This is a genomic window from Streptomyces flavofungini (genome assembly GCF_014650815.1).
In the GTDB taxonomy this organism is placed as follows: Bacteria; Actinomycetota; Actinomycetes; order Streptomycetales; family Streptomycetaceae; genus Streptomyces; species Streptomyces flavofungini.
Genome location: NZ_BMVR01000015.1, coordinates 76,409 through 92,048, shown reverse-complemented (window position 1 = coordinate 92,048; position 15,640 = coordinate 76,409). Strand labels below are relative to the sequence as shown.

The 15,640-nt window shown below is 69.5% G+C and carries 11 protein-coding genes; 3 read left to right on the top strand and 8 right to left on the bottom strand.

The window, feature by feature from the left end; translation table 11 throughout:
- Window positions 1–159: 159 nt before the first annotated feature.
- Entirely contained in the window at window positions 160–792 is a 633-nt protein-coding gene (locus tag IE274_RS31720; protein WP_190119386.1) for a TetR/AcrR family transcriptional regulator, read from the top strand.
- A gap of 26 nt (window positions 793–818) precedes the next feature.
- Here IE274_RS31720 and IE274_RS31715 read toward each other — a convergent pair whose 3' ends face one another.
- Both IE274_RS31715 and IE274_RS31710 read right to left on the bottom strand, forming a co-directional pair.
- Entirely contained in the window at window positions 819–1,424 is a 606-nt protein-coding gene (locus tag IE274_RS31715) for a YdbC family protein (RefSeq protein ID WP_190119385.1), read from the bottom strand.
- A gap of 33 nt (window positions 1,425–1,457) precedes the next feature.
- Complete coding sequence (locus IE274_RS31710) at window positions 1,458–2,279, bottom strand: arylamine N-acetyltransferase family protein (RefSeq protein WP_190119384.1); 822 nt, start codon at window positions 2,277–2,279, stop codon at window positions 1,458–1,460.
- A gap of 119 nt (window positions 2,280–2,398) precedes the next feature.
- On the opposite strand from IE274_RS31710, the gene IE274_RS31705 reads away from it, so the two are divergent.
- On the top strand, window positions 2,399–2,926 hold the full coding sequence (locus IE274_RS31705) for a TerD family protein (protein ID WP_190119383.1): 528 nt from the start codon (window positions 2,399–2,401) through the stop codon (window positions 2,924–2,926).
- 152 nt (window positions 2,927–3,078) lie between these two features.
- Here the strand turns inward: IE274_RS31705 and IE274_RS31700 are convergent, their stop codons facing one another.
- Both IE274_RS31700 and nrdR read right to left on the bottom strand, forming a co-directional pair.
- The gene (locus IE274_RS31700) at window positions 3,079–5,973 is read right to left on the bottom strand and encodes a vitamin B12-dependent ribonucleotide reductase (RefSeq protein ID WP_190119382.1); all 2,895 of its coding nucleotides are present in this window, start codon (window positions 5,971–5,973) and stop codon (window positions 3,079–3,081) included.
- Window positions 5,974–6,104: 131 nt separating this feature from the next.
- Entirely contained in the window at window positions 6,105–6,647 is a 543-nt protein-coding gene (gene nrdR / locus IE274_RS31695) for a transcriptional regulator NrdR (RefSeq protein ID WP_190119381.1), read from the bottom strand.
- Window positions 6,648–7,141: 494 nt separating this feature from the next.
- On the opposite strand from nrdR, the gene lexA reads away from it, so the two are divergent.
- A complete protein-coding gene (gene lexA / locus IE274_RS31690) occupies window positions 7,142–7,927 on the top strand; it encodes a transcriptional repressor LexA (protein WP_190119380.1) in 786 nt (261 codons plus the stop codon).
- A gap of 194 nt (window positions 7,928–8,121) precedes the next feature.
- On the opposite strand, the gene IE274_RS31685 is transcribed toward lexA, so the two are convergent.
- The 4 genes from IE274_RS31685 to IE274_RS31670 all read right to left on the bottom strand — a co-directional run bounded on the left by IE274_RS31685 (window position 8,122) and on the right by IE274_RS31670 (window position 15,463).
- Entirely contained in the window at window positions 8,122–10,137 is a 2,016-nt protein-coding gene (locus IE274_RS31685; protein WP_190119379.1) for an ATP-dependent DNA helicase, read from the bottom strand.
- A 40-nt stretch (window positions 10,138–10,177) separates the two neighbouring features.
- Window positions 10,178–12,226 carry an IucA/IucC family protein gene (locus IE274_RS31680; protein WP_190119378.1) on the bottom strand — a complete coding sequence of 683 codons (2,049 nt, stop codon included), beginning with the start codon at window positions 12,224–12,226 and terminating at the stop codon, window positions 10,178–10,180.
- A gap of 82 nt (window positions 12,227–12,308) precedes the next feature.
- Complete coding sequence (locus IE274_RS31675; RefSeq protein ID WP_190119377.1) at window positions 12,309–13,085, bottom strand: GNAT family N-acetyltransferase; 777 nt, start codon at window positions 13,083–13,085, stop codon at window positions 12,309–12,311.
- 188 nt (window positions 13,086–13,273) lie between these two features.
- A complete protein-coding gene (locus IE274_RS31670; protein ID WP_190119376.1) occupies window positions 13,274–15,463 on the bottom strand; it encodes an IucA/IucC family protein in 2,190 nt (729 codons plus the stop codon).
- Window positions 15,464–15,640: the final 177 nt, after the last annotated feature.

Genomic DNA, 15,640 nt, shown 5'->3' with positions numbered 1-15,640 from the left:
CACCGCCAGCAAACGCAACGCTTGTCGCATTACGATGAGTGTGGCACAGTCGCCCTCACTAATGCAACAGAAGTAGCAATTGAGTGTGGCAAGGCTGTCCCGGCCGTGCCCGGCAGGGCCGGCAAGACAGAGCTGTGAAGACAGAAGCGAAGGACCGAGATGACGAACGAGGGCGTTCACGCCGACGAGCACCCGGTACCCGGCACCCGCCGCCCCGGCGGCCGCACCGCCCGCACCCGTGCGGCCGTCCGCGACGCGGTCCTGAGCGGACTCAGCGACCACGGCTACCCGGGCCTGACCATCGAGTACGTCGCCGAGCACTCCGGCGTGCACAAGACCACGCTGTACCGGCGCTGGGGCGGCCTGGAGGGCCTGGTGGCCGACGCACTCGACCTCGCCGGGGAGGACACGTGGACGCCACCGGACACGGGCAGCCTGGAAGGCGATCTGCGCGCACTCGCGCATGAAGTCGTCGACGCGTTCGCCGACGAGTCGAAGGCCGCGGCGCCGACCGCCTTCATCGCCGCCTCGTTCCAGTCCCAGCGCGCCGCCGACGCTCTGCGAGCCTTCTACTCCGAGCGGTTCTCACGCTGCGAGGCCGTGATCGCACGGGCCGTGGAGCGGGGCGAGGCAGACCGGGACACCGACGCGGCCGCGCTCGTACGCGCCGTCTCCGCGCCGCTGATGCTCCGCCTGTTCGTCACCCGGGAACCGATCGACGCGGCGCTCGCCGATCAGTCCGCGGCGGTGGTACTGGCGGCGACGCGTGCGGGGGCGTTCAGCAGCCGCTGATTCGAGGGGCTCCTGCTCCCGCCGCCTCACACCGTCCACGAGGGTTCCAACTGCACGACGTCTCCGTCGATCGCCGCCACATCCGCCTCCGTCTGCGCGCGCAGCGCGAGCCGTTCCACGCGTTCCACGCGGTACTTCCCGTGCTCGGCGGCCGACTGCCACATCGAGAGGACCAGGAACTCATGCCCGGGTGCCTCGCCGAAGAGCCCGCGCACCATGCCGGGCGAGCCCGCCATGGCCGGGTTCCAGACCTTCTCCTGCATCAGCGCGAAGTTCTCCACCCGCGCCTCATGGACGCGGCAGTGCGCCACCCGCACCACGTCCGCGTCCGTGAAGCGCGGCTCGAACCCCGTCTTCACGTCGAAGCGGTGATCGAAGAGCTTGGCCTGCAGGTTCGTGTACGTGCCCACCTGGGCCGATGCCAGCCGGTCGTGCGAACGGGCCATGAAGGAGTCGTAGAAGGCACGGCTTTCCCAGAACGCGAAGACGTGCGCCACGTCAGACCGACTGCGACTCCATCCTCCGCCCTGTCCCCGGAACCCCGGCTCCCCCAGAAGCCCCGCCCACTTTCGCTGCGCCCGCTCGAAACCCCGGCGGTCCACCACGGTGCAGCGAATCCACTTGACCAGCACCGCGCCATCGTACGGCGCGGCGCGTGGCCAGGTTCACGCTCCGGCGTAGTGCACCCGGATCAGCTCGGCGAAGTCGTCGTCCCCCAACTCGACGCCGAACTCCCGCACGATCGTGTCCCGCAACTCGCTTACAGGTACGTCACGTTCGCCCGAGGAACCGTCGGGGCGCGTGAGCGTCAGTTGCGCGCCGGTCAGGCGACGGCGTACTTCGGGGGCGGCCCGCTGCAGCACCGGGCGCCGGATGAAGGAAGACTTGGGGTGAGTTGAGGTGTAGTGGTTCATCACTACGTAGTCCACAGGCAGGCACTGGGCAGGCGTGTACGCGTAGAGGTCGAACCAGCCGTTGGAGTTCTCGGTGCGAAGTACTCGCACTCCCTCCGGTTCGCTCGCGATGCTGAACCGCCACTCTCCTTGTCGCACGTCGACACCTTCGCGCATCAGGATCGGTTCGAGCAGCCCGTCGGCACCGAACCCGACATCGCAGTGCCACTGTTCGCCGTCCGCCTCGACGTTCAGGAGCATGTGCGACACCGCGCGTGTGGTGGACGCTCCCGCCCTGACCCGGGCGCCGCGCCCCGTGACCGAGAAACCGATGCGCTCCAGGGCAGCGGCGAACAGCAGGTTCTGTTCGTAGCAGTAGCCGCCGCGCCGACGGCGCACCAGTTTGTCCTGCAGTGCCGCCAGGTCCAGCGGGACCGGTCGGCCGAGCATGATCTCGAGATTCTCAAAGGGGATCGAGGCCACATGCGCGCGATGGAGCGCACGCAGGGTCTCCAGGTCCGGCTTCGCCTCGCCCTCGTACCCGATCCTGGCCAAGTAGGCCTCGACGTCCAGCTCTTCCCCGTTCCAAGTCATGCGGTCAATGATCGCCAGCTCCGCCCCATACGCAAACGGATAGTTCGTGGCACCGATGTCAGTGGCAGGCTTTAGCGTGTTCGTAGCACTGACAAGGCACCAAGCACGAGGGGGAGTTCGTGAGCAGCATCAGGAAGGGGCTCAAGAAGGTCGAGGTCGGGCTGAAGTGGGACCCGAGCCCCGCCGGGGCGTCGCCCCACGACCTGGACATAGTGGCCGCGACGTACACCGCTGATGATCCCCAGGGCCGGCCGGCCTACCTGGTGCACTTCGACAGCCGCTCCCCCGACGGCACGATCACGCTCAGCCGGGACAGCAGGACCGGCCAGGGATTCGGGTTCGACGAAGTCATGGTCCTGGAGCTGGAGCGGCTGTCCGAGCGGTACACCCGCGTGCTCATCGGTGTGGCCATACAGCAGCCCCCGGAGGGACACGTCTTCGGCGACGTGGCGAACGCCTCGGTCCGGATCCGGGAGGGGCACACCGATCTGGCGCAGCACGACTTCGCCTCGGTCGCCGGATCGACGGCCGCGGTGATCGGTGAATTCTCCCGGGGCCCGGGCGGGCACTGGGCGTTCCGCGAGCTGCTCCGCGGCTTCGACACGGACCTCACAGCCTTCACCGCCGAAATGGGCAGCGCGCACTGACATCCCCGCTCGCCCCTTGGGTCCCCACCCTCCGACGGGACCCACTGAGTCAGCCGGAAACCGAAGCGCCGGGGAGACGTGAGGCCGGGAAACAATGAGGGGCGGCGGGACCGTCCTGGCCCCGCCGCCCCTCACCTCACAGCGTCAGGCGATCAGCTGCAGCCGCTGGTGGAGCCGCAGCCCTCGCAGATGTAGCACGAGCCCGCGCGCTGCATCTTCGTGCCGCAGGAGAAGCACAGCGGCGCGTCGGCCTGGATGCCCAGCTGCATCTCCACGAGCTCGGCGCTGGTGTGCGCCTGCTGCGGGGCGGGAGCCTCGGTCTGCTCCGGCTTCGGCGTGGCGACGGCCTTCAGGACCTCCGTCTGCCGCGGGGCGGACTGGGCCAGGCCCTCGACGTCGACGTCCTCGTCGGCCGGCTCGTACGAACCGGTCTCCAGGTGCCGCTGGCGCTCCTCGGCGGAGTGGATGCCGAGCGCGGAGCGGGTCTCGAAGGGCAGGAAGTCCAGCGCCAGGCGGCGGAAGATGTAGTCGACGATCGACTGCGCCATCCGCACGTCCGGGTCGTCCGTCATGCCGGCCGGCTCAAAGCGCATGTTCGTGAACTTGGAAACGTACGTCTCCAGGGGCACGCCGTACTGCAGACCGACGGAGACGGCGATGGAGAAGGCGTCCATCATGCCCGCGAGGGTCGAACCCTGCTTGGACATCTTCAGGAAGACCTCGCCCAGACCGTCGTCCGGGTAGGAGTTCGCGGTCATGTAGCCCTCGGCGCCACCGACCGTGAAGGACGTGGTGATGCCGGGACGGCCCTTCGGCAGGCGCTTGCGGACCGGGCGGTACTCGACCACCTTCTCGACCGCGCTGCGGATCGTGCCCTCGGCCTTCTCGGCGATCTCGGTCTTCTCCTCCTCCTTCTTCTTGGCGGAGAGGGGCTGACCGACCTTGCAGTTGTCGCGGTAGATCGCGAGCGCCTTGACGCCCAGCTTCCAGGCCTCGAAGTAGACCTCCTCGACGTCCTCGACAGTCGCGGTCTCCGGGAGGTTGACCGTCTTGGAGAGGGCGCCGGAGATCCACGGCTGGATGGCCGCCATCATCCGGACGTGACCCATCGCGGAGATGGAGCGCTCGCCCATGGCGCAGTCGAAGACCTCGTAGTGCTTGGTCTTCAGGCCCGGGGCGTCGATCACATTGCCGTTCTCGGCGATGTGGGCGACGATCGCCTCGATCTGCTCCTCCTGGTAGCCGAGGCGACGCAGGGCCTGCGGCACGGTGCCGTTGACGATCTGCATCGAGCCGCCGCCGACGAGCTTCTTGAACTTGACCAGGGCGAGGTCGGGCTCGAGGCCGGTCGTGTCGCAGGACATGGCGAGACCGATGGTGCCGGTCGGCGCGATGACCGAGGCCTGCGAGTTACGGAAACCGTTCTTCTCGCCGAGGCGCAGGACGTCCTGCCAGGCCTCCGTGGCGGCGGCCCAGATCGGCGTGTCCAGGTCGTCCACGCGGACGGCCGAGGTGTTGGCATCGGCGTGCTGCTTCATGACGCGCTTGTGCGGGGTGGCGTTGCGGGCGTAGCCGTCGTACGCGCCGACGACCGCCGCGAGCTCCGCGGAGCGCTTGTACGAGGTGCCGGTCATCAGCGACGTGATGGCACCGGCGAGGGCGCGGCCGCCGTCGGAGTCGTACGCGTGGCCGGTGGCCATCAGCAGGGCGCCCAGGTTGGCGTAGCCGATGCCGAGCTGGCGGAAGGCGCGGGTGTTCTCGCCGATCTTCTGGGTCGGGAAGTCGGCGAAGCAGATGGAGATGTCCATCGCCGTGATGACCAGCTCGACGACCTTGGAGAAGCGCTCGGACTCGAACGACTGGGTGCCGTTGCCGTCGTCCTTGAGGAACTTCATCAGGTTCAGCGAGGCGAGGTTGCAGGACGTGTTGTCCAGGTGCATGTACTCGCTGCAGGGGTTCGAGCCGTTGATGCGGCCGGACTCCGGGCAGGTGTGCCAGGCGTTGATGGTGTCGTCGTACTGGATGCCGGGGTCGGCGCAGGCCCAGGCGGCCTCGGCCATCTTGCGGAAGAGCGACTTGGCGTCGACCTCCTCGATGACGTCGCCGGTCATGCGGGCACGCAGGCCGAACTTGTCGCCGTTCTCCACGGCCTTCATGAACTCGTCGTTCACGCGGACCGAGTTGTTGGCGTTCTGGTACTGGACGGACGTGATGTCGTCGCCGCCCAGGTCCATGTCGAAGCCCGCGTCACGCAGCGCGCGGATCTTCTCCTCTTCCTTCACCTTGGTCTCGATGAAGCCCTCGATGTCGGGGTGGTCGACGTCGAGGATGACCATCTTGGCCGCGCGGCGGGTGGCGCCGCCCGACTTGATCGTTCCCGCGGAGGCGTCGGCGCCCCGCATGAAGGAGACCGGTCCCGAGGCGTTGCCTCCGGAGGACAGCAGTTCCTTGGAGGAACGGATGCGGGAGAGGTTGAGGCCGGCGCCGGAGCCGCCCTTGAAGATCATGCCCTCTTCCTTGTACCAGTCGAGGATCGACTCCATGGAGTCGTCGACGGACAGGATGAAGCAGGCGGAGACCTGCTGCGGCTGAGGCGTGCCGACGTTGAACCACACAGGGCTGTTGAAGCTGAAGATCTGGTGCAGGAGGGCGTACGCCAGCTCGTGCTCGAAGATCTCGGCGTCGGCGGGCGAGGAGAAGTACTTGTAGTCCTCGCCGGCCTTCCGGTACGTCTTCACGATGCGGTCGATGAGCTGCTTCAGGCTCACCTCGCGCTGCGGGGTGCCTACCGCGCCGCGGAAGTACTTGCTCGTGACGATGTTGACCGCGTTCACCGACCAGAACTCGGGGAACTCGACGCCACGCTGCTCGAAGTTGACCGAACCGTCGCGCCAGTTGGTCATGACGACGTCACGGCGCTCCCAGACCACCTCGTCGTACGGATGCACGCCCGGGGTCGTGTGGATGCGCTCGATGCGCAGGCCCTTGCCGCCCTTGGGTCCCTTCGCGCGTGAACCTCGCGCGGGGCCGCTCGTCGTCTCGGTCATGCCGCCTCCCTGTATCAGGCTAAAACGCCCTGAAGTGCCACGTTCTTCCCGCAGCACGGTGTGTGTCTTGTGTCGCGGGCACCACTAAGGGCGACCGCAACAGGTCTGGTTCGCCGTCGGACCGTGAAAGGTCAGTCGCCGGCGGTGGCAGGCTGCGGGACTTCGACAGTCCCACCGGGCCCGCGGCCGGTCGCGTCACGTTCCGCTCCGGAGCCGTCCGGCGCGGCGTCGCGCCGCTCCCTCAGCTCTTCGACGGCGGCCTCGAAGTCCTCGAGCGAGTCGAACGCCCGGTACACGGACGCGAAGCGCAAATAGGCGACGAGGTCGAGTTCCTGCAGCGGGCCGAGTATGGCCAGTCCCACGTCGTGGGTGGTCAGTTCGGCACTTCCGGTGGCCCGGACCGCTTCCTCGACACGCTGGCCGAGCTGGGCCAGCGCATCCTCGGTCACGGGCCGCCCCTGGCATGCCTTGCGGACACCGTTGATGACCTTGGTGCGGCTGAAGGGCTCGGTGACGCCGCTGCGCTTGACGACCATCAGCGAGCAGGTCTCCACGGTCGTGAAACGACGCGAGCAGTCCGGGCACTGACGGCGCCTGCGGATCGACGTGCCGTCATCAGTGGTGCGGCTGTCGACTACGCGGCTGTCGGGGTGCCTACAGAAGGGGCAGTGCATGGATCTCCCAACCCTCCTTCATGGCACGACACAGAGACCTCTAAGGACCCTTGGGGCCCTCGAAGCAGCCCCAAGCATAGGCGATGCCTACAGCCCCGGAAGACCGGGGACCACAACTTCTAGGCTGCGGTCGCAATCCAACCACTACATCTGGGGTTTGCCCGTAATCCTCGGTGTCACCGCGTGTCGCGGAACCGGTCGGACGGGCGGGCGCGCGTGGCCCACGCCGACGCAACCCGGGAGATCCCGGTGCCCAGTTGACGGAGCACCGAATGGCACTATGGGAGCCTCACCCGGCAGGGCCTGGACCCCGGCGGTGAAGCGTACCGTAATGAACCGAATTTCCTTTCGGCCCGAACGTCAGCCATACACCCAGACACATGATCAGGACAGGGAATCTACGATTTTTCACTCGAACGTGTGTTTGGCGCAACCTTTCGAAAGCAACTACCGTTGGCTAACTAGGGAGAACATCTCGAGAGGGGCCGACCGACGTGACCACCACCGCAGACAGCGCCACCATCACTGCCCAGGACCGCTCCCAGAGCCGATTCGAGCCGGTGCATGCCATGAATGACGCAACCACGAACCAGGAGGGGCCCAAGCCCACGCGCTCCCTGCCGGGCCGACCTCCAGGAATCCGCGCCGACAGCTCGGGGCTCACCGATCGCCAGCGCCGGGTGATCGAGGTCATCAGGGACTCGGTGCAGCGGCGTGGTTACCCGCCGTCCATGCGGGAGATCGGTCAGGCGGTCGGCCTCTCCAGCACCTCGTCGGTGGCCCACCAGCTGATGGCTCTCGAGCGCAAGGGCTTCCTGCGCCGTGACCCGCATCGCCCGCGGGCGTACGAGGTCCGGGGTTCGGACCAGCCCAGCACCCAGGCCACCGACACCACGGGCAAGCCGGCCGCTTCGTACGTCCCGCTGGTCGGCCGCATCGCGGCGGGCGGCCCGATCCTCGCCGAGGAGTCCGTCGAGGATGTGTTCCCTCTCCCCCGCCAGCTCGTCGGCGACGGTGAGCTGTTCGTCCTGAAGGTCGTCGGCGACTCCATGATCGAGGCCGCCATCTGTGACGGGGACTGGGTCACGGTCCGCCGTCAGCCCGTCGCCGAGAACGGCGACATCGTCGCCGCCATGCTCGACGGAGAGGCGACCGTCAAGCGCTTCAAGCGCGAGGACGGGCACGTCTGGCTCCTGCCGCACAACTCCGCGTACCAGCCGATCCCCGGCGACGAGGCGACCATCCTCGGCAAGGTCGTCGCGGTCCTGCGTCGCGTGTGAGCCTCCGCCCCTGACACGGGCCCCGGAACCTACTGCGCCGGTTCCGGGGTCCGTCTCTTGCGTCCTGCTGTTCTGCCGTCCTGGCTCTGCGCCCTCTTCTGCAGTGCTGCCCTGCGCCGGCCGGGTCTCAGCCCGGCCAGCCACACCGACCGCGTGCCCCCGCCACCCCCACCACAGTGAGGCGGCGGCACGGGCTAGCCCCCTGAGACCTCTGCCGCCTCCGACGTCCCGGCACCTGCCGACGCCTCCGCGGCCGTCGCCGTCGCGTCGATCGCCGCCAGGGAGCGGCGCACCTGGTTCCGGTCCGTCGTGTACCAGAACTCCGGCAGCGAAGCCCGCAGGTAGCTCCCGTAGCGCGCGGTGGCCAGGCGCGGGTCCAGGATCGCCACCACACCACGGTCCCCCGACGCCCGGACGAGGCGACCGGCGCCCTGAGCCATCAGCAGCGCGGCATGGGTCGCCGCGACCGCCATGAAGCCGTTGCCGCCCGCATCGTCCACGGCCTTCTGCCGGGCGCTCATCAGCGGGTCGTCGGGACGCGGGAACGGGATCTTGTCCATGATCACCAACTGGCAGCTCGCACCCGGTACGTCGACGCCCTGCCACAGCGAGAGCGTGCCGAACAGGCACGTCCGCGCGTCGCCCGCGAACCCCTTGATCAGCTCGCCCAGCGTCTCCTCGCCCTGGAGCAGGATCGGCATGTCGAGCCTGCCCCGCAGCTCCTCGGCCGCCGCCTGGGCCGCCCGCATCGAGGAGAACAGGCCGAGCGTCCGCCCGCCCGCCGCCTCGATCAGCTCGGTGAGCTCATCCAGCATGTCGCCGCGCGTGCCCTCGCGCCCCGGACGTGCCAGGTGCTGCGCGACGTACAGGATGCCCTGCTTGCGGTAGTCGAAGGGCGAGCCGACGTCGACGCCCTTCCAGACGGGCGCGTCCTCGGTGTGGGTGCCCTCGGGGGACAGGCCAAGGGACGCGCCGACGCCGTTGAAGTCCCCGCCGAGCTTGAGCGTGGCGGACGTGAGGACCACCGAGCGGTCGGTGAACAGCTTCTCGCGGAGCAGGCCCGAGACGGACATGGGAGCCACCCTCAGGGAGGCGCCGAAACGATCGTGGCGTTCGTACCAGACGACGTCGTACTCGGAGCCGTTCGTGATGCGCTCCGCCACGTCGTGGATCGTCTCTACGGAGGCCAGGGCCTGCTTGCGGACCACGTCCTCGTCCTGGACGGACTTGTCGCGGGTGGAGCCGAGTGCCGAGATGACCGTGCGGGCGGCGTCGCGCAGCGCCATCAGGGCATAGCCGAGGTCTTCGGGGACCTCTTCGAGGCGCCCCGGCAGCGCCAGCTCCATGAGCCGCTCGAAGCCCTCGGCAGCCGTCTGGAGCTGATCTGCCGCCTTCTCGTTGACCAGCTTCGCCGCGCGCCGCACCGCGCGGTTGACCTGTCCCGGGGTGAGCTCCCCGGTGGCGACACCGGTGACACGGGACACCAGCTCATGGGCCTCGTCCACGATCAGCACCTCGTGCTGGGGCAGGACCGGGGCACCCTCGATGGCGTCGATCGCGAGCAGCGCGTGATTGGTGACCACGACCTCGGCGAGCTTCGCGCGCTCACGGGCCATCTCGGCGAAGCACTCCTGGCCGTACGCGCACTTCGAAGCACCCAGGCACTCCCTGGAGGAGACGGAGACCTGTGCCCAGGCGCGGTCGGAGACGCCCGGGGTGAGGTCGTCGCGGTCGCCGGTCTCCGTCTCGTCCGCCCAGTCCCGCATACGCAGCAGGTCCCGGCCGAGCTTGCTGGTGGGCGTCGCCGCCTCGAACTGGTCGAACAGCCCCTCTTCCTCGTCCTGCGGCACGCCCTCGTGCAGGCGGTGCAGGCAGAGATAATTCGACCTGCCTTTGAGCATGGCGAAGTCGGGGCGGCGGCGCAGCAGCGGATGCAGGGCGTCCACCGTCCGCGGCAGGTCGCGCTCGACCAGCTGGCGCTGCAGCGCCAGGGTTGCCGTCGCGACGACGACCCGCTCCCCGTGCGCCAGCGCGGGCACCAGATAGCCGAGGGACTTTCCGGTGCCGGTGCCGGCCTGGACCAGCAGGTGGGAACCGTCGTCGATCGACTCGGCGACGGTCTCGGCCATGGTCACCTGGCCGGGGCGCTCCGTGCCGCCGACGGCGGCGACGGCGGCGTGCAGGAGCTCGGGGAGGGAGGGCTTCGTCATAGCTCGACCACCCTACGGTGCCCCACTGACAACACTGCGATCAAGGCTGATGGAGGGGGTTGGCCACGGTCCCGTGGACGGCGGCGTGCGGGCGCTCGGAGCGGTCGCGGTAGCCGTCGAGGTGAAGCCGGTTGCGATTCAGACACAGGCGCTCGATACGTGGTGTGAGCAGGTCGAATGTCTCGTATCGCTCTTTCAGCTCGGGGGCGCGGGCCTGGTGCCGCAGGATCTCGGCCCGCACGAGGGACCAGAAGCCGGCCTCCGGGACGCCCAGCTGTTCCTCGCACAGCGGCGCCAGGTAGCGGAAGACTCCTACGAAGAGCCCGGCATGGATGAACTGGGGCAGGAAGGTCGGCGGCTCGGTGAGCAGGATGTCGCGTACGTCGTCGGGCATGGAGGCGTGCTCCGGCACGGGCTCCGCACTGACATTGACGTCATCCACGAAGTCCTTGACCGCGAGGCGCACGGGTACGTCCTTGTCGTCGAAGACGACGATGGCGTTCTCCCCATGGGGGGAGAACACCGTTCCGTACCGGTAGAGGAACTGCAGCAGGGGCGGCAGCAGCGCGGCGAACAGATGCGTCAGCCACGCCGTGGGTGTCAGCCCGGAGCGGGCGACAAGCTCCGTGACGAAGGCGCGGCCCTGGGGATCGGTGTGCAGGAGCGCGGCGAGGGTGCGGGCACGCTCCCCAGGCGCGAGGTAGCGCGTGAGGGGCTCGCGCCAGATGGCGCCCAACAGTTCCTTGTATTGGTAGGGAACTTCCGGAAGGGAGTCGTAGACAGGGTGCTCCACGGCGACGGAGGCGACCTCTCCTAGGAGGATCACCCGGCACTCGTCGCGCAGAAACGGGTCGCCGTCGCGCAAGGCGTGCACCCAGGAGGTGACGGCCGAGGCGGCGACCGTCCGCTCGGTGGGCAGACCGCGCCACACCAGGGTGTTGAGGACCGACAGCGGAAGTTTGATGGTGTGCCGGTCGGGACGCGTGGTGTTCAGGAATGTCCGGATCGACTGCTGGGGCAGGCGCAGATCGCCGTCGCTGGGGAGCGGGACGATGGTCCCGGCGGCGACGGACGGGGCGAACAGGGGCAGCACGACGTCGTCCCACTGCCAAGGGTGCACCGGCAGATAGAGGTACTCCCGCGGGTCGAGGCCGCGTGCGCTGAGTATGGCCGCGTAGGACTCGCGTGTCTCCGGGGCCAGCTCGCGCGCGTAGAGATCGTCCGCGGTGTCCAGGCCCGGCACGCCTCGGTAGGTGGCGATGCTGTTGTGCACGGCGATCCACGGGATGACCGAGTTGCTGCGGGCCTCGGGTGCCCAGCGGCTGGCGTCCGTCGCGGAGAATCCGATGCGGCCCTTGTTGAGGACGAGCCAGGGGTGGCCGGTCTGGTGCCCTTCGAGGTCCGCATAGTCGAGGTCGGCGAGCTGCCCGGCGCTCAGCGCTCCGTGGTCGAGGCGGGTGTCGGCGCTCAGCGTCGCGGTCAGTTCGCGGATGAGGTGGCCGAGGGTGGCGCCGTCGAGGTCGACGGTGCGGCGGGCGATGGTGAGGAAGTGCAGCGGGTCGGTGCAGGGGCGAGCGCTGCCGGTACCGTCGGTGAGCGTCAGGCTTGCCGGGTCCACTCGCCAGCTGCCGTAGGCGCCGCGGCGGGCACGGAAGGTGAGGCTGGGACGGGGCTCGCCAGGCGCGGCAGGTTCGTCGAGCAGCAGGGTGTACGTGTGCGTGGTGCGCCCGTCGCCGTCCGTGATGCCATCCTGGCCGTCCGCGGCGGCTCCCGCGCTTCCCGCAGCACTGTCCCCGCCATGGGCGGCGCTTCCCCTGTTCTCGACGCTCACCGCATCCGCTGGGCCCACCCCGCCTTCCCTGCCCTCCACGCAGGCCGTGTCGGCGGTGCTTTCAGCACTCGCTGCGCCCGCCTCGCCGACGTCCTGCCCCGCGGGGACCGGCCGGAGGATTTCTTCGTACGCGAACTCGCCGACGAGCTTGGCGAGGAGCCGGCGCCCGGCCTCCTCCCAGCGTTCCGCGGTCAGTTCGGGCGGGTCGTAAAGGGCAGCGGGGCCGTTGGATGTCGCGGGGTCGGAAAGATTCGGCACGGGGACTCCTCGGGGAGGGAACCGGATCGGGTCGAGCGGTGTATCAGAAGTGAGCGGATCGAAAAGGGGCGGGCCGAGCAGGTCACAGCACGGCGCGCAGGGCCCGGTCACGGACCATGAGCGCCGCTCGTTTGTCGGGGAGGTCCACCTCGGCAGCGAAGCGGAAGCCGGCGCTCAGAAAGGCGGAGACGGAGGGGGTGTTGCGCAGGTCTGGTTCGGCTACGACCCGTGCGCAGGAGGGGCGGTGGTCGAGTACGAGGTCGGCGACGGCCCGCAGCAAGGTGGTGCCGAGGCCGCGGCCGCGATCGGCGACGCCACCGACGAGGAGGTGAATTCCGGTGTCGTGAGGACGTGCGGGGTAGTGGCGTGCGAGTGGGTCGAGGTCGGCGCGGTAGATCTCCCAGTAGCTCATCGGTGTGCCGTCGAGGACGCCTAGGCAGGGAACGCTGCGTCCGTCGCCGTCGAGTTGGGGGCGCAGGTGGGCCTCCGTGACGCATGCGGGTCCTGCCAGTTCCCAGAAGGCCGCCACGGCGGGGTCGTTCATCCACCTGCTGATCAGCGCCAGGTCGCGTTCGATGCGTACGGGGACGAGTTGGAAGACGCCCGCGTCGGTGGTGGCGGGGCTCCAGGTGGCCACGTGGTCGAGCAGGTCTCCGCATGGCGGGTCGGACTCGGTGGTCGCCGAGCGGTCCGAGCCCGTCGTGCCGTCGGAGGTGAGGGGCGCCGTGTGCCCACCGCAGTCGACGATCAGCGCGACGAGTTCGTCGGGCAGCCGCAGGTCCAGGGTGTCTTCGCAGTCCGGGGCGTCCGCGGTGGCGGGCTCGATTCCGGCGTCGGTGCTCGCGTCGGTGGGAGGCACGGCGTCGCTCCTCTCGGAGGGGATGGATGCGGCAGGTGTGGTGCCTGGTCCTCAGGAAGGGGTCATGGTCATCGGCGAGGGAAGGGGGCGTGGCCTGGGGTGGCGCAAACGCAGTGGTCTTGGCCGGTGGGGAGTGCGTGGATTTCGGCGGGGTCCGGGGTGGAGCGGCTCATTCGGGGTGGAGCGGGTCATGTGTGGAGGGGATTCGAGATGGTGACGTAGACGGATTGGGTGTCGACGGGGCCGACGAGTTCGTCGAGTCCGTACAGGCGGGTCAGGAGGTTGGCCTTGCACCGCAGCACGGGTGAGTCGAGCAGTCGGGCGGGAAGCGGCGTGCGGAGTCGGCCGGGGCCCGAGGCGGCGTCGAGCAGGAAGCGGCGGAACGCGGCGAGCAACAGCCGTTCGTCGGCGAGGCGTTCGGCGCCCAGGGCGCCGATGAGGCCGAGGACGTTGTTGATGCCGAGGTAGTAGGCGAAGCGCTCGTCGGTGACCTCGTCGGAGACGAAGGTGTCGCTGTGCTGTCCGATGCCGGGGAGCCGCTTCTCCAGCTCGGTGCGGCGGGATTCGCGGAAGTAGTAGCCCTGGTTGTCGCGGTAGCGACCCCCGGTGGGCCAGCCGTCGGGGTCGAGCAGCAGCAGGGTGTTCTGCTGGTGGGCCTCCAGGGCGACGCCTGCTTCGCTGTCCAGCCAGAGCACGGGGCGCACGATGTGCTGGAGGTAGCGCAAGAACCACTCGGTGGCGACGGCTCCTCGCGGGCGGCCGGTGTGGCCGGCGAGGCGGGTGATGATCGCGGCGAGCCGGGAGTGCATCGGCGGCCGGTCCTGGCCGGTGGGCTGGGCGGTCGGCCTGGGTGAGACGAGTCCGGCGATGCAGGTGGCGTCGCCGCCGGGGCGGAAGGGGTTGTGCCGGATCATGACGTCGAACCCGGGGACGGCTTCTCCGTCCGCTCCGGTGATGGCGAGCCAGGCCGGGTCACGGATCACGTCGAACCCGGGGTGGACCGCCTGCCACTGCTCGGCGAGGCCGCTGCGCAGCAACCGGTGGACCTCGACGCCGCGGTGAAGTTCCTTGCGGAGGTTCTCACGACGGGAGTTGGTGATGCGCAGGGCCAGCGACAGCTTCAGCATGGCCGGGGCGCCGGGACGGTAGAGGGTGCGTACGGAGGAGGTGGGGTGCCAAGGTGCGCCGTGCGGGCCGAGGTCCTTGAGGATCCCGGCGTCCAGCAGGGCGGCGGTCTCGGGGCGATGGCGGAGTTCGCGGATCTGCCAGGGGTGCGCGGGCAGCACGGCGTGGTCGTCGGGCAGCGGCAGGTCGGGACCCGCGAGGCGGGCGCTGAGCTGATCGGCCGGGACGGTGCGGCCGCGTTCGGTCCAGGCCGAGTCCATGGCGAGCACCGAGCGGTCGACGGCGAGCCAGTGGAGTGGGAAGGCGCCGCGCAACTCCGGTGAGTAGAGCCGTGATTCGGTGTCGGAGAGCCCTTCGCGGCTCTTCGGGGTCGGGTGCAGCGGGTGGCCGAGGAGCAGGGACTGTTCGGCGGCCAGGAACAGGTCGGGGATGTCGCCCGGGTTGCTCCTGCGGTCGGCGATGAAGTCGGCGGTGCGGCGGACGGAGTCGGCGACGCGGGCGACCAGGTCGGCGCCATCGGCTGCTTCCCGGGTTTCGGTGACTCCCCGGGGCTCGGCAGCTTCCCGGATCGAGGTGACTTTCTGGGACGCCCCGGCCGCCAGGCCCGCGAGCTGTGGCTGCGGCTGCGGCTGCTCCGGGTCGGCCTGCTCTTCGGGGGGTGCGGCCGTGAAGTCGCCGTGCTGAGCGTCGAGTTGGCTGTCGGCGGGGCCGTCGGGGCGGCCTTCTGCGCGGGCGTCGGGCTGGTCGTTGGACCCGTCGCCGAGGTGGTGTCCGGTGTGCTCCGAGGCGGGGCCGTGGGCCGGTTCGGCTGCGCGGGCTGTTTCGCGGCTCAGGAGGGCGGCGACGGTGACGGCGTCGACCGGGGGTGCGGTTGCGGGGCCGTCTTCCAAGCAAGGAGGGCCGAAGCGGTGCCAGCCGGTCGGGGACCAGTAGTCCACGGGGACGAGGAGGGCGGTGCCGCTGGCTTCGAGGGGGATGCGCAGGGAGCCATGACCTGGTGCGGCCATGTCGTTCTCCCGCACCCAGCAGCGCAGCAGGTTCTCGACGGCAGCGGCCTGGGCCGCGGTGTGCGGGTCGGGGTGGTCAAGGAGGTCGGTGGTGCCGTGGCGCAGACGCTCGGCCTCCTGGCTCCTGCCTTTCTGCCGCGGGACCGTACCGGCCTCCGCCGTCTGCGGGGACTGCGCGGACTGTGTGCCGCAGGCTCCCGGTGGGTGCGGTTGGGGACGGCCGTCGGGTGCGGGGGTGGCGTTCAAGAGGGTTCCTTGTGTGGTTGTTCGGGCTCCGTTTGGCGACGGGCGGTGGTTGGGCGGGACGGGTCGCGGAGGGGGCACGAGGTGGGACGGTGACGGCCGCGGTTGGGAGGTGGTGGTGCGGCTATGGCTGCGGCTGTCATCGGGTCGGTCGGTTCGTGCCCAGCTCGGTCAGGGGGC